Source organism: Actinomadura coerulea, from assembly GCF_014208105.1.
Lineage (GTDB): Bacteria > Actinomycetota > Actinomycetes > Streptosporangiales > Streptosporangiaceae > Spirillospora > Spirillospora coerulea.
Map to the genome: position 1 here is coordinate 8,105,607 of NZ_JACHMQ010000001.1, position 26,192 is coordinate 8,131,798.

Consider the following 26,192-nt stretch of genomic DNA (forward strand, 5'->3'; position numbering starts at 1 on the left):
CCCCCATCGGCCGCCGTTCACGCGGATGTCAGTACAAGGCCGCCCGTGGCGCGATTTGATGGTGACTCGACAGGGACCGTGAAGGAGCGCGTGTGACGGCGAGGACCCCGGAGCAGCACGAGGCCCGGCGGACGGCCGAGGAGGGCCCGGCGGACTCCCGCCACGTGCGCCGGCGCCTCACCTTCGGCGTCGCGGGCGATCTCGCCGACATGCCGGCCGCGCGGTCGCCCTGGCAGCGCGCCTACGAGGCGTGGCGGTCCGCCGGGCTGGACTGGGGCCACGGCGCCCCGCCCCGGGAGGCCGCGCCGCGGCCCGCGAGCCGCGGCGCCGTCCGCGTGAAGTCCCCGGCGCAGTCTCCGCCGCGGGCCGCCGCACCGCGCGGAACGCCGCCGCGCCCGGTGAGCCCCGACCCGCACGACGTCCGGGTCGCCGGCCCGCCCCGGCCGGTGCCCCGGCCGGCGATGCGGTCCGGGCCGACGCGGCGGCTGCGCGCGCGGGCCGCGGTCGCGGCCGGGCTCGCCGTGGTCGCCGGCGGCGCGGTCTACGCGGTGTCCCGGGGCGGCGACGGGCCGGCGGAGCAGGGCGTCCCCGGGCCGGTCGCGGCGGACCGGCTGTTCGCCCCCGACCCGGCCGCCACGAGCGACGGCCTCGTCCAGGACCTCACGACCATCGCCTCCGCGGGCGGGACCGTCGTCGCGGCGGGCACCGAGGGCGACGGCGTCCCCGGCCGGGAGCGGGCCCGCTTCCTCGTCTCCGCCGACGCGGGGCACGCCTGGTCGCTCGCGGCGCTGCGCACGGCGGACGGCTCCGCCGTCCCGCCCGGCGACACCCCGCGCCTCCTCGACGGCGGCGCCGGACGCTGGGCTGCGCTCGGCCGCTCCTCCGCCGGGGGCGTGACGGCGTGGACGAGCGAGGACGCCGCGACCTGGACGCGCCGCCCGCCCGCCGCGGGCTTCACCCCGTCCGACCAGGTGAACGACCTGGCCCGCACCCGCCAGGGCTTCGTGGCCGTGGGCGCGTCCGGCGGCCGCGCGGTGGCCTGGAGTTCGGCGGACGGCCGCGCGTGGCAGCGCGTCGACGGCATCCCGGGGATCATCGCCCTCGACCGCGTCGCGGCGTCCGGCGACGTCGTCGTGGCGCACGGGACGTACGGCAGGAAGGTCACCGGGAAGCGGGGCGGGAAGAAGGTCACCCGGACCGTGCGGACCGACGGCCTCTGGCGGACCACCGACGGCGGCCGGACGTGGGCGCTCGTCGCGGTCCCGCAGGCGCAGGGCTCGTACGGGCCCACGAAGGGCCTGGCGGTCGGGCCCGGCGGGTTCGCGACCGTCCGCGAGGGCAGGCGGACGACCGGCCGCAAGAAGCACCGCAGGACGACGCGCTTCGGCGTCCTGTTCACCTCGGCGGACGGCGGCGGGTGGAAGGCCGCGGGCCGGTTCGGCGGCGCCGGCATCGAGCGCTTCGACGGCACCCCCTCGGGCCTCGCCGTCATCGTCCAGGGCGTGAAGGGCGCGCGCACCGTCCTGCGCAGCGCGGACGGCCGCACCTGGCAGCCGGGCGGCACCATCCCCGCGCCGGTGCGCGGCAGCGGCCTGACGGTCGCCGACGGGAAGATCAACGTTTCCGGGCGGCAGGGCGGCGACGGCTACCTGTTCGGCGTGGACCTGCGCACCGTCCCGGGCGCCGTCCACCCCGAGCGCTCGGTCAGGTCGCTGGCCGCGGGGCCGGGCGCCTCCGTCGCGGTGGGCAGCACCAACGGCAACGCCGCGATCTGGACGTCCCCCGACGGCCGCGCGTGGAGGCGCGCCGGGTTCCCCGCCACGGCCGGCCTGCTGTCCGACGCCGTCCGCGGCGGGCGCGGCTGGCTGGCCGTCGGCCGCGTCTCGGGAACGTCCCCCGGCCCTCTCGCGCTGACCTCGCAGGACGGCGTCAGCTGGCAGAAGCCCGTGTTCCCGGCGGGCCCGCCGCCCGTGGCCGCCGCCACCGGGCCGTCCGGCTACGTCGCGGTCGGGACGGGCGTGGCCTGGCGCTCGGCCGACCTGCGCACCTGGAGCCGCGTGGGCCTCGACGGCGCCCCGGCCGACGTGGCCGCCACGGGCAGGGGTTACGCGGCGGTCGGCGGGCGCGGCAAGGTGCCCGCGGCCTGGACGTCCCCGGACGGCCTCACGTGGACCGCCGCCAGGCTTCCGGCCGGTCTCACCGCTCCGCTCACCCAGGTCGCGGCCAAGGGCGGCACCCTCGTCGCGATCGCCGGAAACGCCGCCGCGCTGGTGTCCACCGACGCCGGTGCGACGTGGACGCGGCGCGACCTCGGCCCCGGCCTGACCGCCACCGCCCTCGCGGCGACGCCCCGCGGCTTCGTCGCGGCGGCCTCGGTGAAGGACGACGCGGCGGTTCTGACGTCACCCGACGGTGTGCGCTGGCGGCGCGTCGCCGTTCCCGGCCTCACGGGCCCCGGCGACCAGCGCCTCACGGCCCTGACCGCCGCGGGCTCCACCGTCCTGGCGGCGGGCGCCGACGGCGACGCCCCGATCCTCTGGCGCGCCCCCGCCCCCGCCCTCGGCTGAGCGGGGGTGCCCGGCGGTCAGCCGTTGCAGCCGCAGGAGCAGCCCTTCGAGCACGAGCATCCGCCGCCATGTCCGCAACTGCAGTCTTTTTTCGTCATGAGCGGAAAGTAACCTTTGCGGCACTTGTCGTCTATGACCGGGTGGCGATGGGCACCTGTCGGCGAGGACACGGGCAAGGACGCGGGCAAGGACGCGGGCCGTCCCTCCGCGGGGGAGGAGGGACGGCCCGTGCCCGGTTCGGGGGGACGCGAGACTCAGAAGTTGATATGGAAGTCCACGCCGAGCAGGACGAGGATCCAGAGGAAGACGGCCAGCACCGCGCTGACGATCTTCTCGACCAGGCCCTCGTCGATGTAGCCGCGGTCCCAGGCGATGAACACGCCGATGATCAGGTAGATGAGGCCGAGCAGGCTGATGTGCGGCCGATATCGGGTCGCCATGGAAGGCGTCTCCTCCCGGTGGGGGGTTGTGCCGATCGGACGCTGCCCCGCCGGTCAGGAGAAAAACCCGGAGGTGATTCGGACCTAACCGTGACGCTACTTTCGGCATCTCCCAAATCCGGGGACGCTATCGGCCGCCCGGCCCGCGGGCGCTACCGGCCGGTCACCGCGATGCGGACGACCGTGGGGTCGCGGTCCCCGGCGCGGTCGGCGAACTCCGCGCCGCGGTGCACCACGTCGAACTCGTGCCGGTTCGCGCGCAGCGCCGGGCTCAGCAGGATGTGGTCGAGGTCCTCGGCGTTGCCGCCGGTCACCGCCGTGTAGCGGTCGCCCGCGGGCAGCTCGGCGGGCAGGTCTGCGAGACCCGCGCCCTGGGCGAGGGTGCGGACCGGGGCGGAGGTCCCGCGGTCGCCGAGGTCGCCCGCCACGATCACGCGGGCCCGGGCGTCCACCTTCCGGACGGAGTTCACGAAGCCCGCGACCACGCGGGCCTGCGCGTCCCGGCGCCACTGGGTGGGCTGGGAGGGCGGCTGGCGGCGCCCGAACAGCGGCTGGTCGTCGGCGGTGCGGGGGAACCACTGGTTCGCGACGACGATGATGCGGCGGCCCCGCCAGGTCACCTCCCCGGCGATCGGCTTGCGGGCGCCGGCCCACGCGGCGTCGCCGGGCGCGATCCGGCCGGGGCTCAGCGTGAGCCCCGCCGCGCCGCCGCGCGGGACGGCCCTGACCGGCGTGACGGCCGGATCGGGCCGTGCGGGCGGGGCGTCGGGGACGGGGTCGGCCAGCGACGGGCGGTCGACGAACGAGAGCCCGCGGTCGGTGCGGAACAGGAACCCGACCCGCTCGTTGGCCCCCTTGCGCCCGCCGTCGGCGTTGTCGCGCGGGTCGATCGAGCGCCAGTCGTAGGCGGGGCCGCCCGCCGCGCTGATCGCCGTGACCAGCTGCGCGACGCTCTGGTCGTCGGCGACGGTGCCGTCGTCGCCGGCGCCGCTGTTGTCGCCGAGGCCGCTGACCGCGAGGAGGTCGGGGGAGCGCAGGCCCTCCACGATGTCGCGCGCCGCGGCGTCGAAGCGCGCGGGCGGGGCGTCGGGGCTGAGCCCGCCCAGCCCGGCGGTGGCGACGGCGAGCTCGCCGGGGCGCTGCGCCCGGGTCGCCTCGCGCGCGAGCCCGCCGGCGGCGCGCCGCGGGGTCGCGGTGAGCAGCAGCTTGTAGTCGGCGTAGGAGTAGTCGAGGACCCCGGCGTTCGCGCCGGGCAGCCGGTCGCCGACGTCCATGGCGGGCAGCGGGGCGAGCGCGTCGTCGAGGATGACGCGCTCGGGGTTGGCGTCGCCGTCGCGCAGCAGGATGCCGCCGCGCGCCGTCCGCGGCCCGGTGCCGGCGCCGCCGCCGGGCAGCACGGGCAGCTCGCCGTAGCGGGAGGGCCCGGCCGCGACGGCGTCGCGCAGCTCGATCCGCATGCCTTCGAGGGCCTCGTAGAAGTCCAGGGCGTCGCGGCGGGGGTCGAAGGCGCCGCCGCGCTCCACGTTCCCCAGCCCGTGGTCGATCACGCCCGGCGGCCTGAGCCCGCCGGCGCCGAGCACGAGGGCGGGCGGCGGCCGCGTCCCGTGCGCGTCGACCGTGGTCGCGGTGGCGTCGATCTCGGTCCGGGTGAGCCCGCCGGACGCGCCCCCGTCGGGCCGGAACTCGCTGACCCGGCCGTCGACCCGGACCGCGTCGCCGACCGCCGCCTGCGGGCGGTTCCGGGTGAAGACGAAGACGCCCTCGGACGTCGCGGCGCTCCTGTCGGGACGCGGGTCCTGCATCCAGAAGCCGTTGGAGGTCAGCGCCGTCACGACGCCCGGAACCCGGGCGACCGCGGCGCCGTTCAGCGGCGAGATGTGCGCCGCGCCCTGGATGTCGTGAATGCGGACGGCTCGCGGGGCGGCGTGCGCCACCGGCCCCTGGGCAAGGGGCCCGAGGAGCACCGCCGTGATCGCCGCCGTGGCCGGGAGCCTCCGCAGACCGTGCACCAACCGCGCTCCATGACGACTCGCCGCCCGACCCGAACAGACAAGGATGATACGCGTCCGCGACCATGCGGCGTGCCGTCCCGGATGGGCGCGGTTGCGGGACGGCACGCCGCAGTCTCAGGGGATCAGTCGAATACGACTACCTGGCGGATGACTTCGCCGTTGGTGAGGGCGCGGACGGCGTCGTTGAGGTCCTCGAAGCCGATCCGGCGGGTGATGAGGCTGTCGATGTCGAGCTTCCCGGCGCGCCACAGGTCGACGAACATCGGGATGTCGCGCTTGAGGTCGCAGCCGCCGTAGAGGGACGGCTTCAGGCTCTTGCCGTCGAACAGCAGCGCGAACGCGGTCTGGCTCCAGTGGTCGTCGGCGGCCCCCGCGCCCACCACGATGACGTCGCCGCCGCGCCGGGTCGTGTTCCACGCCGTGGCGATCGCCGCGGACTTGCCGACGACCTCGAAGGTGTAGTCGAAGCCCGCGCCGCCGGTGAGGAGGCCCTTGGTCTGCTCCAGGTCGTCCAGCGTGGCGGTGTGGGTCGCGCCGAACCGCTTGGCGATGGGGTGCTTGGTCTCGTTCGGGTCGATCGCCAGGATGGTCGACGCGCCCGCGATCCTGGCGCCCTGGATGACGGAGAGCCCGACGCCGCCGGCGCCGACCACCGCCACCGTGGAGCCCGGCGTCACCTTCGCCGTGTTGACGACGGCGCCGACGCCGGTCGGGATGCCGCAGCCGAGCAGGGCCGCGTACTCGAACGGGATGTCCTCGGCGATCTTGATGACGCCGCGCCGGGGGAGCACGATCTCCTCCGCCCAGGTGCCGGTGCCCGCCATGCCGAACGCGGGGCTGCCGTCGCCGAGCGTGAAGCCGGGCTCGGAGAACGACTGCGCGAGGTAGGTCATGCACAGGTACGGCTCGCCGCGCAGGCACTCGGGGCACTCGCCGCAGTCGGGCGTCCAGTTGACGACGACGTGGTCGCCCGGCCGGACGCCGGTCACCCGGTCGCCGACCTCCGCCACGACCCCCGCGCCCTCGTGGCCGATGACCGTCGGCATCGCCGACGGCAGCACGCCGGTCATGGTGGACAGGTCCGAGTGGCAGACCCCGGTCGCCTTGATCTTGACCTTCACCTGGTCGGGACCCGGATCGATCGTCGAGACGTCGTCGCGCAGGTCGAGTTCCTTGTCGCCGACCGCATGCAGTACCGCGGCGCGTGCCATGGCTGCCTCCACTGTGCCTGAGCTGTTGCCGGGGGTCTTGGGGTGGGTGAACGGGGACCGGGGGCAGCCGTCCGGCTACTCCTCCAGCGCCAGCGCGGCCTTCGGGCACGACCGAACCGCGTGGCGGACGCGGTCCTGCTCCTCGGGCGGGACGTCCGGCCGCAGGATCTGCAGCTCGTCATCGTCGTTGAGGTCGAAGACCTCGGGGGCGAGCCCGACGCACACGGCGTTCGCCTCGCACACCAGAGGGTCGACTCGTACTCTCATCGCTCTGCTCCGTTCGGGGGACTCACCCGTCAACCTACCGAATAACGTTCGGAAACGGGTGGCTCGCCTCGAAAGTAGAACACGTTCCAGTCTGCTGCGGCAAGACTCCGCGTGAGACTCGCGTCTCATCCCGGCGATGTCGGATATGGTGCCCGGACGGAGGAGATCATGACCCACACCAAGGCGTCCACCGGACCGGGGACGACCAGCGAAGGCGCACCGCCGGCGGCGACGCCGATGCCCGCCGAACTGCTGCGCTCCGCGCGCGGCGCCAGGGGCTTCATGCCGGACGGCGAGGGCCTCGCGCTGTACGAGACGGGGCTGGACTACGGCGGCCGCCTGGCCGGCACCGGGCCCATGCTGGAGGTCGGCACCTACTGCGGCAAGTCCGCCGTGTACCTGGGGGCCGCCGCCAGGGCGGCGGGGACCGTCCTGGTCACCGTCGACCACCACCACGGCTCGGAGGAGAACCAGGCGGGCTGGGAGCACCACGACCCGTCCCTGGTCGACCCGAGCACCGGCCGGATGGACACCCTGCCCAAGTTCCGCAAGACGATGGCCGCCGCCGGGCTGGAGGACGAGGTCGTCGCGATCGTGGGGCAGTCCCGCACCGTCTCGGCGTTCTGGCGGACGCCGCTGGCGCTGCTGTTCATCGACGGAGGCCACGCCGAGGAGCACGCGCAGGGGGACTACGAGGGCTGGACGCCGCACGTCGCGGTCGGCGGGGCCCTGGTGATCCACGACGTCTTCCCCGACCCGCGGGACGGCGGGCGGCCGCCCTACGACCTCTACCTGCGGGCGCTCGCGAGCGGCGTCTTCGAGGAGCGCCGGGCGGAGGGCTCGCTGCGCGTCCTGGAACGCGTCAACGACGCCGACCCGCTCTCGCCCGCCTGACCGGCCCGAGCCGGCGCGCCTGACCGGGGGAGCCCGGTCAGGCGCGGTTGGCGGCCGCGACGAGCGCGCAGCCGCACGCCAGCGGGTCGGACGCCTCGGACGGCCCGAGCGGCCGTCCCGCGATCTCCTTGAAGAGCCGGGAGCCGGGGGAGGCGTCCGCCAGCGCGTCCGCCGCCAGGATCACCGCCGCCGCCGTGTAGGTGGAACGGTCCCCGGGGAAGTGCCGCTCGTTCTCGAACTGCCAGCCCGTCCAGTACGAGCCGTCCTCGTGCCGCAGGTGCTGGACGGTGGTGAACAGCTCCAGCGCCCGGTCGCGGTCGCCCGAGGCGTCCAGCGCCAGCACCAGCTCGCAGCTCTCCGCCGCCGTCACCCACGGCTGGTCCGAGACGCAGCGGCAGCCGAGACCCGGCACGACGAAGGTGTCCCAGGCCTCGTCGAAGCGGCGCGCCGCGTCGGCGCCGCGCACGGGACCGCCGAGCACCGGGTAGTACCAGTCCATCGACCAGCGGCTCTTGTCGGCGAACGCCTCCGGATGCGCGGCCACCACGTGCCCGAGCTGGTCGGCGGCGAGCTCCCAGTCCGGCTGGTGCTCGCCGAGCCGCTCGGCCAGCGCGACCGCGCAGCGCAGCGACTGGTAGATCGACGAGCAGCCGGTCAGCAGCGCGTGGTCGGACGGCTCGCCGCTCTCGTGCCGGATCCAGATGATCTCGCCGCGCCCGGTCTGCAGCCCGAGCGTGAAGTCGATCGCCCGCCGGACCGCCGGCCACATGCGCCGGGCGAAGTCCTCGTCCCCGGTCGTCAGCAGCTCGTGCCAGACGCCGACCGCGACGTAGGCGGCGTGGTTGGACTCCCCGCCCGGCTCGGTGACCTCGCCCAGCACCCATTTCGCGGGCCACGACCCGTCCGGGCGCTGGACGCCGCGCAGCCACTCGTAGGCCCGCCTGGCCTCGGCGCCGAGCCCGGCGACCGACAGCGCCATCGCCGCCTCGACGTGGTTCCAGGCGTCCACGTGGCCGGGAACCCCGTGCGTCGGCGAGAACCACGGGATCGCGCCGGAGGCCTCCTGCTGCGCGGCGATGCTCCGCGCCGTGGCGAGGACGTCGTCGGCGGTCAGGACTCCGGGAACCGAGGGCGGGGCGGTCTCAGACCGCATCCACCGTCTCCTTGGCCGGGGCCGCCGGCGCGTCCGGCGCGGCGGGCTTGGCGAAGTAGACGACGACGCTCTTGCCGATCAGCGGGTTCATGACGCGCTCGGCCAGCCGGGTGGCGAGCGGCCGCTTCATGATGTCCCAGACGAGGATCTGGTGGTAGGCCTTGGCGAGCGGGTTGCCGTCGTTGTCCACCCCCACCGCGCACTTGATCCACCAGTAGGGGGCGTGCAGCCCGTGCGCGTGGTGGTGGCCGCCGACCCGGAAGCCGACCGACTTCAGCTTGGCCTCCAGCTCCGCGCGGGTGTAGATCCGCACGTGCCCGCCGGGGGCGGTGTGGTAGTCCTCCGACAGGGCCCAGCAGACCCGCTCGGGCAGCCAGCTCGGCACCGTCACCGCGAGCCTGCCGCCCGGCTTGAGGACGCGCAGCAGCTCGCGCATCGCCCGCATGTCGTCGGGGATGTGCTCCAGCACCTCCGACGCGACGATCGCGTCGAAGTGGTCGTCGGGGAACGGCAGGTCCAGCGCGTCGCCCTGCACGGTCTCGGCGGTCGCGTCCTCGGGCACCTGGCCTTCGAGGCGCATCGCCCCGAACATCTTGTCCACGCCGGAAAGCTCACCGGCGTCCTGGTCGAAGGCCACGACGTGCGCACCCCGTCGGTACAGCTCGAAGGCGTGCCGTCCGGCGCCGCATCCCATGTCGAGGACGCGGTCTCCGGGGGAGACGCGGAACCGCTGGAAATCCACGGTCAGCAGGGTCGTGCTCCTTCCGATCAGAGGGCGTCCGCTGGACGTTCCCTCACTTGCCCTTGCGCGCGGCTAGGCGCCGGTAGTTCTGCTGGGTGATGGCGGCCCGGTAGTGCTCCACGGTGGCCTGCGCCACGGCGGGCCAGGCGAACCGCTCCTGGACGCGTGCGAGGCCGGCGGCTCCCACCCGCGCACGCTCCTCGGGGGAGTCGTGCAGGCGGTGCAGGGTCGCGGCCAGTTCCTCCACGTCACCCGGCGCGACCAGGATCCCGGCGTCGCCCACGACCTCGGGCAGGGCGCCGGCGCGGCTCGCCACCAGCGGCGTCCCGGACGCCATGTGCTCCACGGCCGGCAGCGAGAACCCCTCGTAGCGCGACGGCACGACGGCGGTCTCCGCGGACGCCAGCAGCTCGCCCAGCTCGGCGTCGCTGATGCCGCTGACGAACTTGACCCGCTCGCCCAGCGCGAGCTCGCGCACGAGCCGCTCGGTCGGGCCGTCCTTCTGCGGCCGGCTGACCACGATCACGTGGACGTCGCGCTCGGTCGCGAGCTTGGCGACCGCGCGCAGCAGCACGTCCACGCCCTTGATCGGCGCGTCCGCGCTGGCCATCGCCACGATCCGGCCGGGGACGCGCTCGCCGCGCGGGTGGAAGATCCGGGTGTCGACGCCGAGCGGGAGGATGTCGATGTCGCGCGGGTCGACCCTGAAGTCCTTGACGATGTCGACCTTGGAGGACTCCGACACCGTCAGTACCGGCCCGATGCGCCGCGACACCTGCGACTGCATCCCGACGAACCCGTACCAGCGGCGCTTGCCGAGCTTCTGCTTGAGGCCGCGGGCGGCCTCGATCTCGATCCGCCGGTCGACGCTGATCGGGTGGTGGATGCTCGTCACCAGCGGCAGCCCCACCCGGGAGATGCCGAGGTTGCCGACGCCGAGGACCTGGTTGTCGTGCACGACGTCGAAGTCGCGTCGGCGCTCCCGCAGCAGCCGCAGCGCGCGCAGGCTGAAGGTCAGCGGCTCGGGGAAGCCGCCGGTCTTCATGTGCGCGAACTCCAGGACGTCCAGCCAGTCGCGGAACTCGCCGAGGGCCGGGGTGCGGAACGGGTCCTCGTCCCGGTACAGGTCCAGGCTCGGCAGCTTGGTGAGGGTGATCTCCTCGCGGTCGAGCTCCGGGTACGGCTGGCCGGAGACGACCTCCACGGCGTGCCCGAGGTCGACCAGCTCCCGGGTCAGGTGCCGGAGGTAGACGCCCTGGCCGCCGCAGTGCGGCTTGCTGCGGTACGAGAGCAGGGCCACCCGCAGCGGACCGTCGGTCCCGCCTGCCTCACCCACGCCATCCCCTGCCCACGCACCACTCCCGTCAGTCGAGGGACGCCGGACGCACCCGTACCGGCATCTCCTTTACGCCGTTGATGAAACTAGACCTTAGCCTGCGAACGTTACCGTTGAGTTCAATATTGGGCATGGTGTCCAAGAGTGTTTCGAAGAGCACACTCAGCTCGAGCCGGGCGAGATGGGAGCCCAGGCAGAAGTGCGGGCCGCCGCCGCCGAAGCCCAGATGGGGGTTCGGGTCCCGTCCCACGTCGAAGCGGTACGGGTCGTCGAACACCGCCCCGTCGCGGTTGGCCGAGGAGTAGAACACCACGACCTTGTCGCCCTCGGCGATCGCCCGGCCGCCGATCTCGGTGTCCCGGACGGCGGTGCGCCGGAACATGTTGACCGGGGTGACCCAGCGGACGATCTCGTCCGCAGCCGTCCGGGCCAGCGACGGGTCGGCCTTCATCCGCTCCCACTGCTCCGGGTGCTCCAGGAGCGCGAGCATGCCGCCGGAGGCCGCGTTGCGGGTCGTCTCGTTCCCGGCGACCGACAGCAGCAGCACGAACAGCTCGAACTCGTCCCCGGTCAGCACCTCGCCGTCGGCGTCCGGCTGGAGCAGCCGGGTGACGATGTCCTCGCGCGGGTTCTCCCTCCGGGCCGCCGCCAGCTCGTTGGCGTAGGCGTACAGCTCGGTCGCCGCCCGCTGACCCTCCTCCGGCGTCCGCTGGAAGTCCGGGTCGTCCCCGCCGATCAGCGTGTTCGACCAGTGGAAGATCTTCTCCCGGTCCTCGGGCGGGGCGCCGAGCAGCTCGCAGATCACGTACAGCGGCAGCGGCGCCGCCAGGTCGCGGACGAAGTCGGCCTCCTGCCCGCGCCCGGCGGTCTCGGCCACCAGGCGCCGGCAGATGTCCCGGATGTGCTGCTCCAGGGCGCCGATCGCGCGCGGGGTGAAGCCCCGGTTGACGATGCTCCGCTTGCGCGAGTGCTCCGGCGGGTCCTGGTTGAGCATCATCATCCGCTGGAGGACGAGCTGGTCCTCCGGCGTCTCGTGGAACAGCGCCAGCCGCTGCCAGGACGAGAAGAGCTCCGGGTGCCGCGAGACGTGCACGACGTCCTCGTGCCGGGTGACCGCCCAGAACGGCGGGTGGCCGAGGGCCGGGTCGCCGTGGTGGCGGTACACCGGCTCGTGCTCGCGCAGCCATGCCAGCTGCCCGTGCGGGACGCCGCTGTGCTCGTACGCGCCGGGGTCGACCAGTTCGATGTCGGGGGTGGTGGTCATCGCCTCGAACCTCCTCGTCCGGAGTGATGGGCGCCGTCAACCTCCCAGTGGGGCCGATGGCGCGAAACGCACCGGAATCTCCTTGTAGCCGTTGACGAAGTTGGACCGCAAGCGGCGCGGCTCCCCGGCGAGCCGGATGTCGGGCATGCGCTCCAGGATCGTCTCGAAGATGATCCGCAGGTTCATGCGCGCGAGGTGCGTGCCGAGGCAGTAGTGCGGGCCGCCGCCGCCGAAGCCGATGTGGGGGTTCGGGTCGCGCGCCACGTCGAAGGCGAACGGGTTGTCGAAGGCGCGCTCGTCGCGGTTCGCGGAGCCGTAGAACATCACGACCTTGTCGCCGGCCTTGATCTGCTTGCCGCCGATCTCGGTGTCGACCAGCGCCGTCCGGCGGAACTGGTTGATCGGGCTGACCCAGCGGACGATCTCCTCGACCGCCGTCGGCAGCAGGCTCCGGTCCTCCCGCAGCCGGGCCCACTGGTCCGGCCGCTCGAAGAAAGCGATCATGCCGCCCGCGGTGGCGGTCCGGGTGGTCTCGTTCCCCGCGATCGACAGCATGATCACGAACAGCTGGAACTCCTCCAGGCTGATCCGGTTGCCGTCGGCGTCGGGCGTCAGCAGCTTGGTCACGATGTCGTCGCGCGGCGTGGACTCGCGCGCGGCGGCGAGCCGCCCGCCCCACTCGGCGAATTCGGCGGCGCACAGGGTCGACTCCTCGCGTCCCCCGATGAACTCGGGGTCGTTGAACGCGACGAGCTTGTTCGACCAGTGGAAGATCTTCTCCCGGTCCTCCATCGGGGCGCCGAGCAGCTCGCAGATCGTGTACAGCGGCAGCGGCGCGGCGAACCGCTCGACGAAGTCGCACTCGCCGAGCGGCGCCGCCTCGTCGATCAGCTCGTTGCAGATCTTGCGGATGTGCTCCTCCAGCCGCCCGATCATCCGGGGGGTGAAGCCCTTGTTGACCATGGAGCGCAGCCGGGTGTGGTCCGGCGGGTCCTGGAAGAGCATCATCTGCCCGTACATGGCGATGTCGTCGCTGGAGAACTCCTCGAACATCGAGGTGCGCTCGTGCGAGGAGTACGGGTCGGCGCGCCGCGACACCGACACCACGTCCTCGTGCCGCGTGATGGCCCAGAAGCCCGGCACCCCGTCGTTCGGGTCCTGGTGCCAGTGGACGGGGTCGTTGTCGCGCAGCCACTGGAACTGGCGGTGCGGGATCCCCCCGCGCTCGTAGACGCCCGGATCGATGATGTCGATCTCGGGTGCCCGGAAGGCCCGGGCGGCGGAGACGGGGGACGTCGCGAGTGCCATGGAAGATCCTTCGTGCCGGGGTGGAGACCACACGAGGCGAGCAGGCCGCAGTGAACGCCTGCCTGGCGCAAATACCTAGAACAGGTTCTAACATGAGACTCCAGTCTCATCAAGAGTCCCGCCCGTGAGAGTGATCTGCGTCGCACCCCGGAAGGAGGGTCACAGCCCCAGATCGCGCTAACGCCCCCTGACGACACCGGCGGTGGATCGGCGACGTCAGCGCAGGGCGTACCGGAGGGGGTCGTCGGCGCCGTCGCGGCGGGCCACGCCGCGGGTCTCCAGGGTGCGCAGGTGGGCGGCGGCCTCGGCGGCGGCCATGCGGCGCGCCTGCTGCGCCATCTCGTCCCACGGGTGGCGCCAGGTGAGGCCGGCGGTGAGGTCCCACAGCGTGATGGGGCTGGACGACAGCAGCGCCGCCACCTCCGCGAGCCGCTCCTCGTGGTGGGCGATGATCTCGCGGGCGCGGTCCCCGAGGCCGCGGAAGCGGTGCTGGTGGGCGGGCAGGACCTCGCCCACGGTCATGGCCGACACCTTGTCGAGCGAGCCGAGGAAGTCGCTCAGCGGGTCCACGTCCGGGGTGTCGTAGGGGTAGAGGCCGATGTGCGGGGTGATGCGCGGCAGGACGTGGTCGCCGGTGAAGATGCGGTCGCCGTCCTCCAGGTGCAGGCAGATGTGGCCGGGCGTGTGCCCGGGGGTCCAGACGGCCTGGAGCCGGCGCCCGGGGACGTCCACGAGGTCGCCGTCGGACAGCTCGCGGTCCGGGATCGCGGGCGGCGAGACCCGGGTCTGCTGGGCCGGCCCGGTCAGGTCCGACTCGGCCGCGCCGGCGCGGCGCAGCGCGGTCAGCTCGAACGAGCGGCGGCCGCCCTGGCCGACCTCGTTGAACAGCCGGACGATCCCGGCGTCGGAGTGGTGCATGGCGATCCAGGCGCCGGACGTCTCCCGGACGCGCCCGGCGAGGCCCGCGTGGTCGGGGTGGAAGTGCGTGACGACCACGCCGTAGACGTCGGCGACGTCGATACCGAACGTGCCGAGCCCGTCGCGCAGGGCCGTCCAGGCGTCCTCGTGCTGCCAGCCCGCGTCGATCAGGACGGGGCCCCGCGAGCTCTCCACCGCGTACACCAGCGTGTACGACAGGGGGTTGTTCGGGATCGGGACGGGGACGCTCCACAGCCCGCCGCCGAGGTCCTCAGGTTCCGGCTGCACCGAGACCGCCTTTCGCGCCTGTCATGGTCCGAAGGCCCCGGCCGCTGCGACCGGGGCCCCGAGTTCCTGCACTGTCCTGCCCTGTCCCGCCCTCCGGGATGCCTGCCGGTCAGATCCTTTCGAGGATCGTGGCGGTGGACAGGGCGCCGCCCGCGCACATCGTGACCAGGGCGGTCCCGGCGTCGCGGCGCTCCAGCTCGTGCAGCGCGGTGGTGATCAGCCGCGCGCCGGTGGCGCCCACGGGGTGGCCGAGGGCGATGGCGCCGCCGTTGACGTTGACCCGGTCCATGTCCGGCTTGTGGACCGACGCCCAGGACAGCACGATCGACGCGAACGCCTCGTTGATCTCGGTGATGTCGATGTCGCCCATGGCCATGCCGGAGCGCCGCAGGACCCGCTCGGTCGACTGCACGGGACCGTCGAGGTGGTAGTACGGCTCGCCGCCGACGAGGGCCTGCGTGCGGATGCGGGCGCGCGGGCGCAGGCCGAGGGCCCGGGCCTTGTCCTCCGACATCAGCAGGACGGCGGCGGCGCCGTCGGAGATCTGGGACGAGGTGCCCGCCGTGTGGAGGGCGTCGGGGCCGAGGACCGGCCTGAGCCGGGCGAGCCCGTCGGCGGTCGTCTCGCGCAGGCCCTGGTCGCGGGTGACCTCGCGGGTCTCGCCGGTGACGGCGCCCTCGGCGTCCAGGACGGGCGCGGTGATCGGGGCGATCTCGCGGTCGAAGCGGCCGTCCGCCCAGGCCTTGGCGGCGAGCTGCTGGGAGCGGGCGCCGAACGCGTCGAGGTCGGCCCGGGTGATGCCGCGCCGGGCGGCGATCCGCTCGGCGGCCTCGAACTGGTTCGGCATGTCGAGCGACCAGTCGTCGGGCCGCGGGTTGGCGGGCATGACGTTGCTGCCGAGCGGGGCGCGGCTCATCACCTCGACGCCGCAGCCGATTGCGACGTCCACGACCCCGGCGGCGATCTGGGACGCGGCCAGGTGGACGCCCTGCTGGGAGGAGCCGCACTGGGCGTCGATGGTGGTGACGCCCGCCTGCCATGGCAGACCGGCGTACAGCCAGGAGTAGCGGCCGACGTGCCCGCCCTGCTCGCCGGCCTGCGTGACGCAGCCCGCGAAGACCTGCTCCACCTCGGCGGCGTCGATGCCGGAGCGCTCGACGGCGGCGTTCAGGGCGTGCGCGAGGACGGCCATCGGCTTCAGGCCCGCGAGCCAGCCGCCACGCTTGCCGAGCGGCGTGCGCACCGCCTCGACGATCACCGGGGTACCCATGCGGTCTCCTTCTAGAACACGATTCGCCTTTGACTGTAACGTGTTCTAACTTTGTCGGGGAAGGCCGGTCCCGGTGAGAGGGATCCGGAGCCGCGTCCCTCGCCGCCCGGCAGGGGTGTCGGCCGCGTCTACTAGCCTGGGGCGCACGACGATCCCCCCGCGCCGGAGAGTCCCATGGCCGCAGATTTCGACGAGCCCGTGTTCGACGAGGACTTCGTCAGGAGCGCCGTCTTCACCGAGCCGTCCGCGCGCGAGCGAGCCCGCCCCCCGTCCCGGCGTGAGCGGCGGCGGTCGCGGCGCGCCCCGCGGCGCGCCGCGGGCGGGCGCTTCGCCCCGCGGCGCCGCGGCCGCGAGCCGAGCCCCCGGACGGCGGTGCTCCAGGTGATCGGCGGCGTGCTGGTGCTGCTCGCGATCTCCATCGCGCTCTGGTGGTGGAACTCCGGGTCCCGCGACGAGCGGCCGGCGCGGCCGGTCGGCCCCGCGATCACGCATTCCCCGGCGCCCGCCCCGACCCCGACGGCCCCGGCCCCGGACGCCCCGGGGACCCCGCCGACGGAGATCCCCGAGGTCTGACGGCCCGGGCCGCCGTCGCGGGGGCCCTAGGCGAGCCGCACGCGCAGCTCGGCGTACGACGGGACGAGGACGCGGCGGGCCGGACGGCGGGCGGAGACCCGGTACGGGCGGCCGGAGGACAGCAGCGTCTCCAGCATCCGGGCGACCTGGACGCGCGCGACGGCGGCGCCGAGGCACAGGTGGCGCCCGCCGCCGAACCACAGTTGCCGCGTCTCGGGCACGTACGCGCGGCGGACGTCGAACGGCCCGGCTCCGCCCGTCGCCCGGTAGGTCAGCAGCAGGACCCGGTCGCCCGCGCGGAGCCGCCGCCCGCCGAGCGCGGCGTCGCGGGAGACGTGCCGCCCGATCACCGGCGCGGGGGCGGCGACGCGCAGGCCCTCGCGCACCGCGTTGTCCATGAGGGACGGGTCGTCCAGCAGCGCCCGCTGGCTTCCGGTGTCGTGCAGCAGGGCCGCGGTGCGCACGGTCCCCGACGCCCCGGTCTCCGTCCCGGCGATCACCAGCAGGGTCGCCAGGCCGCGGGCGAGGGGCAGGCCGAGGCCCATCTCCCGGCAGCGGCCGAGGAGGGTGTCCGGTCCCGCCGTCCGGTAGGCGTGCGGGACACCGGCGGTGATCTCGTCCACGATCGCGCGGGCCCGCGCGACGACCGCCGGATCCAGGTCGGTGGACGCGGTCGTTCCGAGCGCGAGCCGGGCGAGCCGTTCCCCGGAGGAGAAGAGCGCTCGGTAGGCCGCGTCGGTCCGGTCCGCGGGCAGGCCGAGCAGGTCGGCGACCATGCGTCCGGCCAGGACGCGGGCCGCGTCGGCGACGTCGACGGCCGCGCCGGAGGCGAGGCGGGCGGCGAGCGCGGCGTGGGTCCGGCCCTGGGAACGCTCCACCAGGGCACGCGCGGCGTCCTCGGTGAACAGGTCCCGGGCGCGGGTGCGGACCTCGGCGTGCGTCGCCCCGCCGAAGAACCGCCCCATCTCGTCCCCGAACAGCTGCGTCCACAGGTGGCCGACGCCGCCCTCGCCGTTCATGCCGAAGCTCGCGTGGTCGTTGAGGACCCGCCGCGCGAGGACGGGGTCGGTCACCACCCACCCGAGCCTCGGCACGCGGGCGATGGGGCCGGTGTGGCGCGCCGCCTCCAGGAGGGCGAACAGTCCGGGATTCGCCGTCCACAGCAGTCGCGCCTCGTGCCGCGCCGCTCGGTCGGTCTTCATGCTGGTCACCCGCCGATTCTGGCGGTTCGGCGGCCCGGAGGAAAACGCCCTATCCCTCAAACCGGGCTAAGTGGCAGTACTCACGACGTACCGGGTACAACGCCCGGTCCGGGATGCGTAGGGTTCCTCTGACCGGGAGCGCCCGAGGCCGGAGAGGCTGGCCGGACACCGAGCACGAGGAACCGGGGGACCCGAGCCATGAGAGCCCGCATCACCGCCGCCGCCGCGCACCTGCCGGACCGCACGGTCAGCAGCGCCGAGGTCGAGGCCCGCGTCGCGGCCGAGAGCGCCGGGTACCGGCCCCACCCCACGATCGTGGAGCGGATGACCGGCATCCGCGCCCGGCATGTCATGCGCGACGACGAGCAGGCGTCCGACCTCGCCGTCGCCGCGGCCCGCCGCGTCCTCGCCGACCGCGCGGTCGAGCCCGCGGGCCTCGACCTTCTGGTCTTCGGGTCGGCCTCGCAGGACCTCGTGGAGCCCGCCACCGCGCACATCGTCGCCGCCAAGCTCGGCGCGACCTGCCCGGTCTTCGACGTCAAGAACGCCTGCAACAGCTTCCTCAACGGGCTCCAGATGGCGGACGCGCTGATCCGCACCGGGCAGCACGAGCGCGTCCTGGTCTGCACCGGCGAGAGCCCGTCCCGCGCGATCCGCTGGAACGTGCGCGACCGCGCCCAGTTCGTGGACGCGTTCGCCGGCTACACCCTCTCCGACGGCGGCGCCGCGATGCTCGTCGAGGCCGCCCCGGACGGCGGGATCTTCTACCGCGACTTCGCCGCCGTCTCCGCCGCGTGGGAGGTCGGGACGCTCCCGGGCGGCGGCTCGATGCACCCGCGGGACCCCGAGTTCACCTACTTCAGCGGGGACGGGCGGCGGCTGAAGGACGCCTTCCTGGCGACCGGCCCGGAGATCTTCACCACCGCGCTCACCAAGACCGGGCTGACCTGGGACGACTTCGCGGTCGTCGGCGTCCACCAGGTGACGCTGCCGTACCTGGAGACGCTGCGCGCGATCCTCGGCGTCCCGCCCGACCGGCTCGTCGTCACGCTGCCCGACCACGGCAACGTCGCGTCCGCGAGCCTCCCGCTGCAGATCGCCACCGCGCTCGCCGAGGGGCGCTGCGGGCCCGGCGACCGGATCGCGCTGATCGGGCTCGCCGGCGGCGTCAGCCTCGGCGTCATGTTCGCGGAGCTGTGACGATGAACCTGTGGATCGTCGTCCCCGCCTACAACGAGGAGCGCTCGATCGGCGCGACGCTGCGCCGCCTCGCCGAGCAGACCGACACCGGCTTCACGCTCGTCGTGGTCGACAACGGCAGCACCGACGCGACCGCCACCGCCGTCAAGGAGTTCGCCGCGGGCGCCGAGGCGTTCGACGTCCGGATCGTGCACGAGCCGGAGAAGGGGACGGGCGCCGCCGCCGACACCGGCTTCCGCCACGCGATCGGCGCGGGCGCCACGCACGTCGCCCGCACCGACGCCGACTGCCTGCCCCACCGCGGCTGGGTCGCGGCGGTGAAGCGGGCGTTCGGCGAGGGGCTGGAGATGGTGTCCGGGCCGCTGCTGCCGCGCACCGACGAGTTCCCGCTGAGGTTCTGGGAGCGCCGCCTGCTGCCCGCCGTCATCGACCTCGCCGCCCTGTTCGGGCGGTTCCGCCCCGGCAACCAGGACCCGCTGTACCTCGGGCCGTACGTGATGATGCCGGGCTGCAACCTCGCGATCACCGCCGGCCTGTACCGGCGGGCGGGCGGTTTCCCCCGCACCCGCATCGAGGACGTCCACGAGGACCGCGCGCTGGTCAACCGCGTCCGCTACGTGACCGACGCCTACGGGCTGCGCGAGGACGTCGTCGTGTACGGGTCCGTCCGCCGGCTCCGCGCCTTCGGCCTCGTCAGGACGCTCGGCTGGTACGCCGACCACCGCTACCGCCCCGACGTCGTGGACGTCAGGCTGAACGCGGGGGACGTCCGGTGAACTGGGAGACGCGGCTCTACCTGACCGCGCACCCGGTCGCCTACCCCCTGCTGCGCGGCGTCGCGCGGCGCGGGCCGATCGTGCGCGTGCCGGGGGTCGGGGTGGTCGTGAACGACGCCGCCCTGGCCCGCGAGATCCTCATGGACGGCGAGACGTTCCGCAAGGACGGCCCCGGCTCGCCCGGCGAGCTCTGGACGCCCCTTCTCGGACCGTCCGTCCTGCTCAACATGGAGGGCGACGCCCACCGCGCCCTCCGCCGCCGCCTGACCGACCTGTTCACCCCGTCCTCCACCGAGGCGCTGTGCGCCCGCGTGCTGGCCGAGCCGCTGGCCGCGCTGTCGGACCGCCTCGGACGCGGCGCGGCCGTCGACCTGGTGGACGCGGCGCGGGTCATGGCCGGAACCGTGATCGGCGAGGTCATCGGGCTCGAAGGCGGCACCGAGGCCGCCTACCGGGACCTGTTCGAGCAGGGGGAGAAGATCGTTTCGATGGTGTCGCTGCGCACCCGGCGGCTCTCCCCGTCCCAGCTCCGCCGCGCCCGCGCGGTGCTCGACCCGCTCGGCGACATCGCCGAGAAGTCCTACCTGGCGGGGGACGGGTCCACGGTCATGGGACGGATGCGGGCCCTCGGCCTGTCGCGGGACGAGGCGCGCGGCGCCGCCGGCGCGTTCTTCCTGACCGGCACCGAGACCGTCGCCACGCTGCTGCCGCGCCTGATCGCCCTGCTCGCCGACCACGGGCAGCTCGACCGCGTCGCCGAGGACCCCGCCCTCCTGGACCGGGCCGTCGAGGAGGCGCTGCGGGTCGCGACGCCGACGCCGGTCATGCTGCGCAGCGTGCACCGCCCGGCCGCGGTCGGGGGCGCGGCGATCCGCCCCGGCGACCGGGTGCTGATCGCCACGCACAACTGCTGCCGCGCCCACGGCCCGTTCGACCTGGACCGGCCGCACCCGCCCGAGCTGCGCCGCCTGTGGTTCGGCGCCGGGCCGCACTTCTGCATCGGGTATCCGCTGGCCATGGCGCAGATCCGCCTGGTCGCCCGGACGCTGCTCGCCGCCGCGCCGCTCACGGTCACGCGACGCGCCGCCGCCCGGAACGTGCTGATCCCGACGTACCGCCACCTGGCCGTCCGGTCCGGGTGCTCCCCGAAGGCGAGGGCGGCATGACGCTGGTCCGGCGGCTCCTCGACCAGGCGGCGCGGACGCCCGCCGCCGTCGCCCTGATCGCCGGGGACGGGGCGGAGCTGACCTACGGCGACCTGCGGCGGCAGGTGCTCGCCGTCCGGCACGGGCTCCTGTCCGGCGGGCTGGCCCCGGGCGACGGCGTGCTGTTCTCGGTGCGCCCCTCGCCGGAGTCGCTCGTCCTGGCGCTGGGGGTGGTCGCGGCCGGGGGAGTCGTCGTGTTCGCCGACCCGGGGGCCGGGCCGGAGATGTTCACCGCGCGGCTGCGGCTGGCCCGCCCCCGCTGGTCGGCGGCCGAGTCGGTGCTGTACGCGGGGAGCAGGCTCCGGCCCGTCCGGGCGTACGCCCGGCGGCGCGGGCTGCTCCTGCCGAACCTCGCCGACCTGCGGATCCCGGGCGAAGGGCCGATGCGGCACGTCCACGTGGGCCGCCGGCTGCCGGGTGTGCCCCGGGGAGCGCTGTCCTTCGCGCGCCTGGCGCGGGGCGAGGCCCCCGAGCCCGACCGCGAGGCCGATCCGGACGCGCCCGCCGCCGTGATCTTCACGTCGGGGACGACGGCGGACCCCCGCGCGGTCGTCCACACGCAGGCGTCGCTGGCGGCGGCGCTCGACCTGTTCCGGTCCCGGCTGCCCCTCGGGCCCGGGGACGTCGTCCACACCGACCAGCTCATGCTCGGCCTGCCGACGCTGATCGCGGGCGCCCGCTGGTCGATGCCGCCGCTGTTCTGCGGCCCGGCCGACTTCGCGCGGCTGATGCGCGAGCGGCGGGCCACGCACACGTTCTGCGTCCCGGTCCACCTGGCCGAGATCCTGGACGCGTGCCGCGAGCTGCCGCCGTCCGTCCGTTACGTGCTGCTCGGTGCGGCTCCCGCGCCCGCGGCCGTGCTCCGGCAGGCGATCGAGGCCGCCCCCGCCGCGGAGGTCCTGTCGGTGTACGCGATGACGGAGATCCTCCCCGTGGCGATCGCGTCGGCGCGGGAGAAGCTCGCGCACGACGGGCCCGGCGACCTGCTCGGCGCGCCGCTGCCCGGCGTCGGCGCCCGGCTGGCCGATGACGGGGAGCTGCTGCTGTCCGGTCCCAACCTCTGCCGCGGCTACCTCGGCGCGGACCCCGTCGCGGAGCTGCCGACCGGCGACCTCGCGCGGCTGGACGGCGGCCGCCTCGTCCTGACCGGACGCAAGAAGGACATGCTGATCCGCGGCAAGTTCAACCTCTACCCCGGCCTGTACGAGCCGTCGATCGCCGCGCTGCCCGGCGTGGCCGAGGCCGCCATCGTGGGCGTGCCGGACCCGCGGACCGGGGACGAGGAGGTCGTCCTGGCGGTGGTCGGCCCCGGCGACCTGCCCGACCGGCTGCGCCGGACGCTCCCGGACGTCCTCGACCACGACGCCCTCCCGGACCGCATCGTCGTCCTGGACGAGCTGCCCCGCTCCGGCCGCACCCGCAAGCTCGACCGGGACAGGCTCCGCGAACTGGTGGCGCCATGAGGATCGCGGTGACGGGAGCGTCGGGGTTCGTCGGTGGCGCGGTGTGCCGCACGCTCGCCTCCGAGGGGATCACCGTGCTCGCGTTCGGCCGCCGCCCGGCGGCGGCCTCCGCCCACGTGGGCGGCGCGCGCTACCGGTCCTGGGACCTGACGCGGGGCCCGCTTCCGGACGCGCCCGCGGTGGACGCGGTCGTCCACTGCGCGGGCAGCGTCACCGACTGGGGGCCCGCCGCCGCCCTCTTCGCCGCCAACCTCACCGGCACCCGCAACGCTCTGGCGAGCTTCCCGGGAGCCCGGTTCGTGCACGTCAGCACGGCCAGCGTGTACGACCCGTACGCACCGAGCGTCATGGCGCGCGAGGACGAGGCCCCGGTGCGCCGCTACATGAACGCCTACGGGGCCTCGAAGGCCGCCGCCGAACGGGCCGCCGCCGGCGCCGGCGCGATCGTCCTGCGGCCTCACGCCGTCTACGGGCCCGGCGACACGACGCTCCTGCCGCGCGTCCTGTCGGCCGTGCGGGGCCCGGTCCTGCCCGCCGTCGGGACGGGCCGCCAGCGCGTCAGCCTGACCTCGGTCGGGAACCTCGTCCAGGCGTGCGTGCTGGCCGCGACGGGTCCCGCGGCCTCCGGCGTCTTCAACGTCGCGGACGCGGCGCCGGTCGCGATCGACGACGCGTTCCGCGCGATCCTGCGCGAGCGCGGCGTCCGGGCGCGCCCGGTGTACGTCCCGGCCCGCGCCGCCCGCCCGCTCGCCGCCGTCGCCGAGGGGGCGTTCCTGCTGGCCCGCCGTCCCGGACCGCCGCGCCTCACCCGCTACGCGATCAGCCATCTCGCGCTGGAGCGCACCTTCGACACCACCGCCGCCCGGGAGGCCCTCGGCTACGACCCCGCCCCGACGTCCTTCGCCGGGGCCGCCGCCTGGTGATCGTCAACCCAAGGTTGACGATCGGGGGATCGTCAACCTATGGTTGACGCATGACCGAACCGCAGCGGCCGCCCGTCCAGGTCCGCCTCGACGACCTGATCAACGGCATCAAGAAGGTCCACACCGACGCCCTCGAACAGCTGACCAGCGCGGTCCTCGCCGCCGAGCACCTCGGCGACGTGGCCGACCACCTCATCGGCCACTTCGTCGACCAGGCCCGCCGCTCCGGCGCGTCCTGGACGGAGATCGGCAAGAGCATGGGCGTCAGCAAGCAGGCGGCGCAGAAGCGCTTCGTCGCGAAGGGCGAGAAGCCCGACCTCGACCCCTCGCAGGGCTTCTCCCGCTACACCGAGCGCGCCCGCAAGGTGGTCGTGGCCTCGATGAGCGGGGCCCGCGCCGCCGGCAACGCCGAGATCACCCCGGCCCACCTCGTCCTCGCCCTGCTCACCGAGCCCGAGGCGCTCGCCGCCAGGGCGATCCTCGCCCAGGGCGTCCCGCTGGACACCGTCCGGCAGGACGCCACGGCGGCGCTTCCCCCGAAGGCGGAAGGGGATCTCCCCGAGCTCATCCCCTTCGGCCAGGACGCCAAGAAGGCCCTCGAACTGACGTTCCGCGAAGCCCTGCGCCTCGGCCACAACTACATCGGCACCGAGCACCTCCTGCTCGCCCTGCTGGAGTTCGAGGACGGCACGGGCGTCCTCTCCGGCGCGGGCGTCGACAAGGCGGCCGCCGAGGCGAACATCACCGCGGTACTGGAGGCCATCGCCGCCAAGACGGACGCACCGTGAAGCGATGAGTTCCGGCTCCGCGCACGGTCCACCCCTCCATGGAGAAACTCATCAAGGCCAACGGGGTGGAACTGTGCGCGGAGTCGTTCGGTCAACCGTCCGACCCGCCGGTCCTGCTGATCGGCAACACGATGCTCACGTGGCCGGACGACCTGTGCGAGCGCCTCGCCGGGACGCGCAGGTTCGTCGTCCGCTACGACCAGCGCGACACGGGCCGGTCCGAGACCGCCGACCCCGAGGCCCCCCGCTACACGCTGCGCGACCTCGTCGCCGACGCCGCCGGAGTCCTCGACGCCTTCGGGCTGCCGTCCGCGCACGTCGCCGGTTTCGGCGTCGGCGGCTGGATCGCCCAGCTCCTCGCCCTGGACCACCCCGCCCGCGTCACCACCCTCACCCTCATCGCGACCAGGCCCACCGCCCCGGGACCGGCCGACGCCGACCTGCCCGACCACGCCCCGGAGCTGATGGCCCGCTTCACGGAGCGGCCGCGGGTCGACTGGACCGACCGGGAGTCGGTGGTCGCCTTCCAGGTCGGGAACGTCCGCCACATGTCGGGCGGGTCCTTCGACGAGGCCGAGGCCCGCGCGGACATCGAGCGGATCTTCGACCGCACGGTGACCGGGGCCGACCCCGGCAAGGCGCACCGGGCGAACCAGATGGGGACCGTCTTCGCGGCCCTGGACACCGGCGACCGCTGGCGCGAGCGCCTTCCCGAGATCACCGCCCCGACCCTCGTCGTCCACGGCGAGGACGACCCCTTCTTCCCGCTGGGCAACGGCAGGGCGCTGGCCGCCGAGATCCCGTCCGCCGAACTGGTCGTCCTGCCCGGCACGGGCAACGAGCTCCCGCGCCGCACCTGGGACACGGTCGTCCCCGCTCTCCTGCGGCACACGACGGCCTGACGGGGACCCGGCGCCGTCAGACGAGGAGGGCGAGGAAGAAGTCGACGCGGTCCTCCATCCGGGACAGGTCGCGGCCGGTCAGGTCCTGGATGCGCTGGACGCGGTAGCGGACCGAGTTGACGTGGAGGTGGAGCTCCTCGGCGCAGCGCGTCCAGGAACCGGAGTTGCGCAGGAACGTCTCCAGCGTCCGGACGAGGTCGGCGCCGTGAGCCTCGTCGTAGGAGTGCAGCGGGTCCAGGAGGCGCACCCGGAACATCCGGCGGACGTCGTCCGGCACGCTGGCGAGCAGCAGCACATGGGTCGCGAGCTCCTCGTGCCGGACGACGCACACCGGGGAGGGACGGGTCGCGGCGAGGCGGCGGGCGTGCCGGGCCTCCTCGATGGCGCCGCGCAGGCCGGCGGGCGCGGCGGCGCCGCTCACCCCGACGGCCACGCGGGTGCCCGCCAGACCGGGGGCGAGGAGGCCGAGGGCGTCCTGGACGGCGGCGGCGACGTCCCGCCCGCCGGACGGGACGAGCGCCACGGCCTCCCCGTCCAGAAGCCCGACCACCGGCCGCGGCCCCGGCACGACCTCCGACAGGACGGTGCGCAACTCGCCCGGACGCAGCGGGCCCTGCGCGGACGCGGCGACGGCCACGACCGGTGGGGCGAGCCCGTCCGGATCCGGGAGGTCGTCCCCGGAGAAGGCGGCGGTGACGATGTCCTGGGACGCGCGATCGTCGGCACGCAGCCGGGCCCGTTCCAGAGCGACGATGGCCGCGAGCTCTCCGGCCATCGTGTGCCGTTCGGGCGGCCAGCCGGCGGCGTCGCCCTCCAGCGCCACGAACCAGTCGGCGACCCGGGGCGTGTCGGCGGGGGACACGGCGAAGACCGACATGTCCTGGTCCGGGACGTGGTGCGGCAGCCGGGGCGCGCCGAGGAACGCGGCGGCCAGGGCGGCGGGGTCGGCCGGCGGCGGGCCCGCGACGACGCGCCCGGTCGGGGCGAGGACGTGGCAGTGGCCGACCAGGTCGAGGACGGCGCCGAGCCCGGTCCCCTCGACCAGGCGGCGGTGCCGGTCCAGCAGGGCGGTGAGGTCGGCGGCGCGGGCGCCGGACAGGTGCCGGACGACCTCCTCGGTCACGGTCGCGAACGCCACGTCCTCCGGGACCTTGAACAGCGGCAGCCGGTGCCGGCGGCACGCCGCCGTGAGGTCGTCCGGGACGGCGCCGAGCGTGAGGTCCCACGCGGCCAGCCCGGACACGCCCGCGCCCGCGAGGGCCGCGACGAACGCCTCGGAGTCGGCCGGGTCCGTCCGCCAGACGAGGCCGGTGAGCACGAGCTCGCCACCGCGCAGGTAGCGGCCCGGGTCGATCAGGTCGGTGGTGACGACCCAGCGGATCGGCCGGTCCAGTTCGTCCTCCCCGGTGACGACCTCCAGCCGCAGGCCGGGCATCCCGAGCAGCGAACGCAGCTTCATAGTAGGAAGCTACAAAAGACCGGCCCCGACC

23 protein-coding genes are annotated in these 26,192 nt (G+C 74.6%); 10 read left to right on the forward strand and 13 right to left on the reverse strand.

The window, feature by feature from the left end:
* Positions 1-92: 92 nt before the first annotated feature.
* Positions 93-2,567, forward strand: a complete 2,475-nt coding sequence (locus BKA00_RS37735; protein ID WP_185033311.1) for a hypothetical protein — start codon at positions 93-95, stop codon at positions 2,565-2,567.
* 254 nt (positions 2,568-2,821) lie between these two features.
* Here BKA00_RS37735 and BKA00_RS37740 read toward each other — a convergent pair whose 3' ends face one another.
* From BKA00_RS37740 to BKA00_RS37755, 4 genes are all read right to left on the reverse strand, one after another.
* Positions 2,822-3,007, reverse strand: coding sequence for a hypothetical protein (locus BKA00_RS37740; protein ID WP_185033313.1), 186 nt, complete (start codon positions 3,005-3,007; stop codon positions 2,822-2,824).
* A 152-nt stretch (positions 3,008-3,159) separates the two neighbouring features.
* Positions 3,160-5,016, reverse strand: a complete 1,857-nt coding sequence (locus tag BKA00_RS37745; protein ID WP_230298750.1) for an endonuclease/exonuclease/phosphatase — start codon at positions 5,014-5,016, stop codon at positions 3,160-3,162.
* A 125-nt stretch (positions 5,017-5,141) separates the two neighbouring features.
* A complete protein-coding gene (locus tag BKA00_RS37750; RefSeq protein WP_185033315.1) occupies positions 5,142-6,230 on the reverse strand; it encodes a Zn-dependent alcohol dehydrogenase in 1,089 nt (362 codons plus the stop codon).
* 75 nt (positions 6,231-6,305) lie between these two features.
* On the reverse strand, positions 6,306-6,497 hold the full coding sequence (locus BKA00_RS37755; RefSeq protein WP_185033317.1) for a ferredoxin: 192 nt from the start codon (positions 6,495-6,497) through the stop codon (positions 6,306-6,308).
* 237 nt (positions 6,498-6,734) lie between these two features.
* On the opposite strand from BKA00_RS37755, the gene BKA00_RS37760 reads away from it, so the two are divergent.
* Entirely contained in the window at positions 6,735-7,391 is a 657-nt protein-coding gene (locus BKA00_RS37760; RefSeq protein ID WP_185035359.1) for a class I SAM-dependent methyltransferase, read from the forward strand.
* Positions 7,392-7,428: 37 nt separating this feature from the next.
* On the opposite strand, the gene BKA00_RS37765 is transcribed toward BKA00_RS37760, so the two are convergent.
* From BKA00_RS37765 to BKA00_RS37795, 7 genes are all read right to left on the reverse strand, one after another.
* Positions 7,429-8,544 (reverse strand): glycoside hydrolase family 15 protein, encoded by a 1,116-nt coding sequence (locus tag BKA00_RS37765; protein ID WP_185033319.1) that lies wholly within the window; start codon positions 8,542-8,544, stop codon positions 7,429-7,431.
* The gene (locus tag BKA00_RS37770; protein WP_185035361.1) at positions 8,534-9,295 is read right to left on the reverse strand and encodes a class I SAM-dependent methyltransferase; all 762 of its coding nucleotides are present in this window, start codon (positions 9,293-9,295) and stop codon (positions 8,534-8,536) included. The genes BKA00_RS37765 and BKA00_RS37770 overlap by 11 nt, the downstream gene beginning before the upstream one ends.
* Before the next feature lie 43 nt (positions 9,296-9,338).
* Positions 9,339-10,622: a glycosyltransferase family 4 protein gene (locus BKA00_RS37775; protein WP_185033321.1), complete on the reverse strand. Its 1,284-nt coding sequence runs from the start codon at positions 10,620-10,622 to the stop codon at positions 9,339-9,341.
* Positions 10,623-10,650: 28 nt separating this feature from the next.
* Entirely contained in the window at positions 10,651-11,886 is a 1,236-nt protein-coding gene (locus BKA00_RS37780) for a cytochrome P450 (protein WP_185033323.1), read from the reverse strand.
* Positions 11,887-11,922: 36 nt separating this feature from the next.
* The gene (locus BKA00_RS37785; RefSeq protein WP_185033326.1) at positions 11,923-13,194 is read right to left on the reverse strand and encodes a cytochrome P450; all 1,272 of its coding nucleotides are present in this window, start codon (positions 13,192-13,194) and stop codon (positions 11,923-11,925) included.
* A 216-nt stretch (positions 13,195-13,410) separates the two neighbouring features.
* Positions 13,411-14,400 (reverse strand): MBL fold metallo-hydrolase, encoded by a 990-nt coding sequence (locus BKA00_RS37790; protein WP_185033328.1) that lies wholly within the window; start codon positions 14,398-14,400, stop codon positions 13,411-13,413.
* Positions 14,401-14,509: 109 nt separating this feature from the next.
* Positions 14,510-15,670, reverse strand: a complete 1,161-nt coding sequence (locus BKA00_RS37795) for a steroid 3-ketoacyl-CoA thiolase (RefSeq protein WP_185033338.1) — start codon at positions 15,668-15,670, stop codon at positions 14,510-14,512.
* A gap of 174 nt (positions 15,671-15,844) precedes the next feature.
* Here BKA00_RS37795 and BKA00_RS37800 point away from each other — a divergent pair, with 174 nt between their 5' ends.
* Positions 15,845-16,243, forward strand: coding sequence for an SCO2583/SCO2584 N-terminal domain-containing protein (locus tag BKA00_RS37800; protein WP_185033340.1), 399 nt, complete (start codon positions 15,845-15,847; stop codon positions 16,241-16,243).
* 26 nt (positions 16,244-16,269) lie between these two features.
* Here the strand turns inward: BKA00_RS37800 and BKA00_RS37805 are convergent, their stop codons facing one another.
* On the reverse strand, positions 16,270-17,445 hold the full coding sequence (locus BKA00_RS37805) for a cytochrome P450 (protein ID WP_185035363.1): 1,176 nt from the start codon (positions 17,443-17,445) through the stop codon (positions 16,270-16,272).
* A gap of 198 nt (positions 17,446-17,643) precedes the next feature.
* Here BKA00_RS37805 and BKA00_RS37810 point away from each other — a divergent pair, with 198 nt between their 5' ends.
* From BKA00_RS37810 to BKA00_RS37840, 7 genes are read left to right on the forward strand one after another with little or no spacing between them, the layout of a single operon-like run.
* On the forward strand, positions 17,644-18,645 hold the full coding sequence (locus tag BKA00_RS37810) for a 3-oxoacyl-ACP synthase III family protein (RefSeq protein ID WP_185033342.1): 1,002 nt from the start codon (positions 17,644-17,646) through the stop codon (positions 18,643-18,645).
* Positions 18,646-18,647: 2 nt separating this feature from the next.
* On the forward strand, positions 18,648-19,421 hold the full coding sequence (locus BKA00_RS37815) for a glycosyltransferase family 2 protein (protein ID WP_185033344.1): 774 nt from the start codon (positions 18,648-18,650) through the stop codon (positions 19,419-19,421).
* Positions 19,418-20,587 carry a cytochrome P450 gene (locus BKA00_RS37820; protein WP_185033346.1) on the forward strand — a complete coding sequence of 390 codons (1,170 nt, stop codon included), beginning with the start codon at positions 19,418-19,420 and terminating at the stop codon, positions 20,585-20,587. The genes BKA00_RS37815 and BKA00_RS37820 overlap by 4 nt, the downstream gene beginning before the upstream one ends.
* Positions 20,584-22,089, forward strand: a complete 1,506-nt coding sequence (locus BKA00_RS37825; RefSeq protein WP_185033348.1) for a class I adenylate-forming enzyme family protein — start codon at positions 20,584-20,586, stop codon at positions 22,087-22,089. Before BKA00_RS37820 ends, BKA00_RS37825 begins: the two co-directional genes overlap by 4 nt.
* Entirely contained in the window at positions 22,086-23,012 is a 927-nt protein-coding gene (locus BKA00_RS37830; protein WP_185033350.1) for an NAD-dependent epimerase/dehydratase family protein, read from the forward strand. Before BKA00_RS37825 ends, BKA00_RS37830 begins: the two co-directional genes overlap by 4 nt.
* Before the next feature lie 50 nt (positions 23,013-23,062).
* Complete coding sequence (locus BKA00_RS37835; protein ID WP_185033353.1) at positions 23,063-23,800, forward strand: Clp protease N-terminal domain-containing protein; 738 nt, start codon at positions 23,063-23,065, stop codon at positions 23,798-23,800.
* A gap of 38 nt (positions 23,801-23,838) precedes the next feature.
* Positions 23,839-24,702, forward strand: a complete 864-nt coding sequence (locus BKA00_RS37840; RefSeq protein ID WP_185033354.1) for an alpha/beta fold hydrolase — start codon at positions 23,839-23,841, stop codon at positions 24,700-24,702.
* Between the two features lie 16 nt (positions 24,703-24,718).
* Here the strand turns inward: BKA00_RS37840 and BKA00_RS37845 are convergent, their stop codons facing one another.
* Entirely contained in the window at positions 24,719-26,161 is a 1,443-nt protein-coding gene (locus tag BKA00_RS37845) for a PucR family transcriptional regulator (RefSeq protein ID WP_185033358.1), read from the reverse strand.
* Between the last annotated feature and the right edge of the window lie 31 nt (positions 26,162-26,192).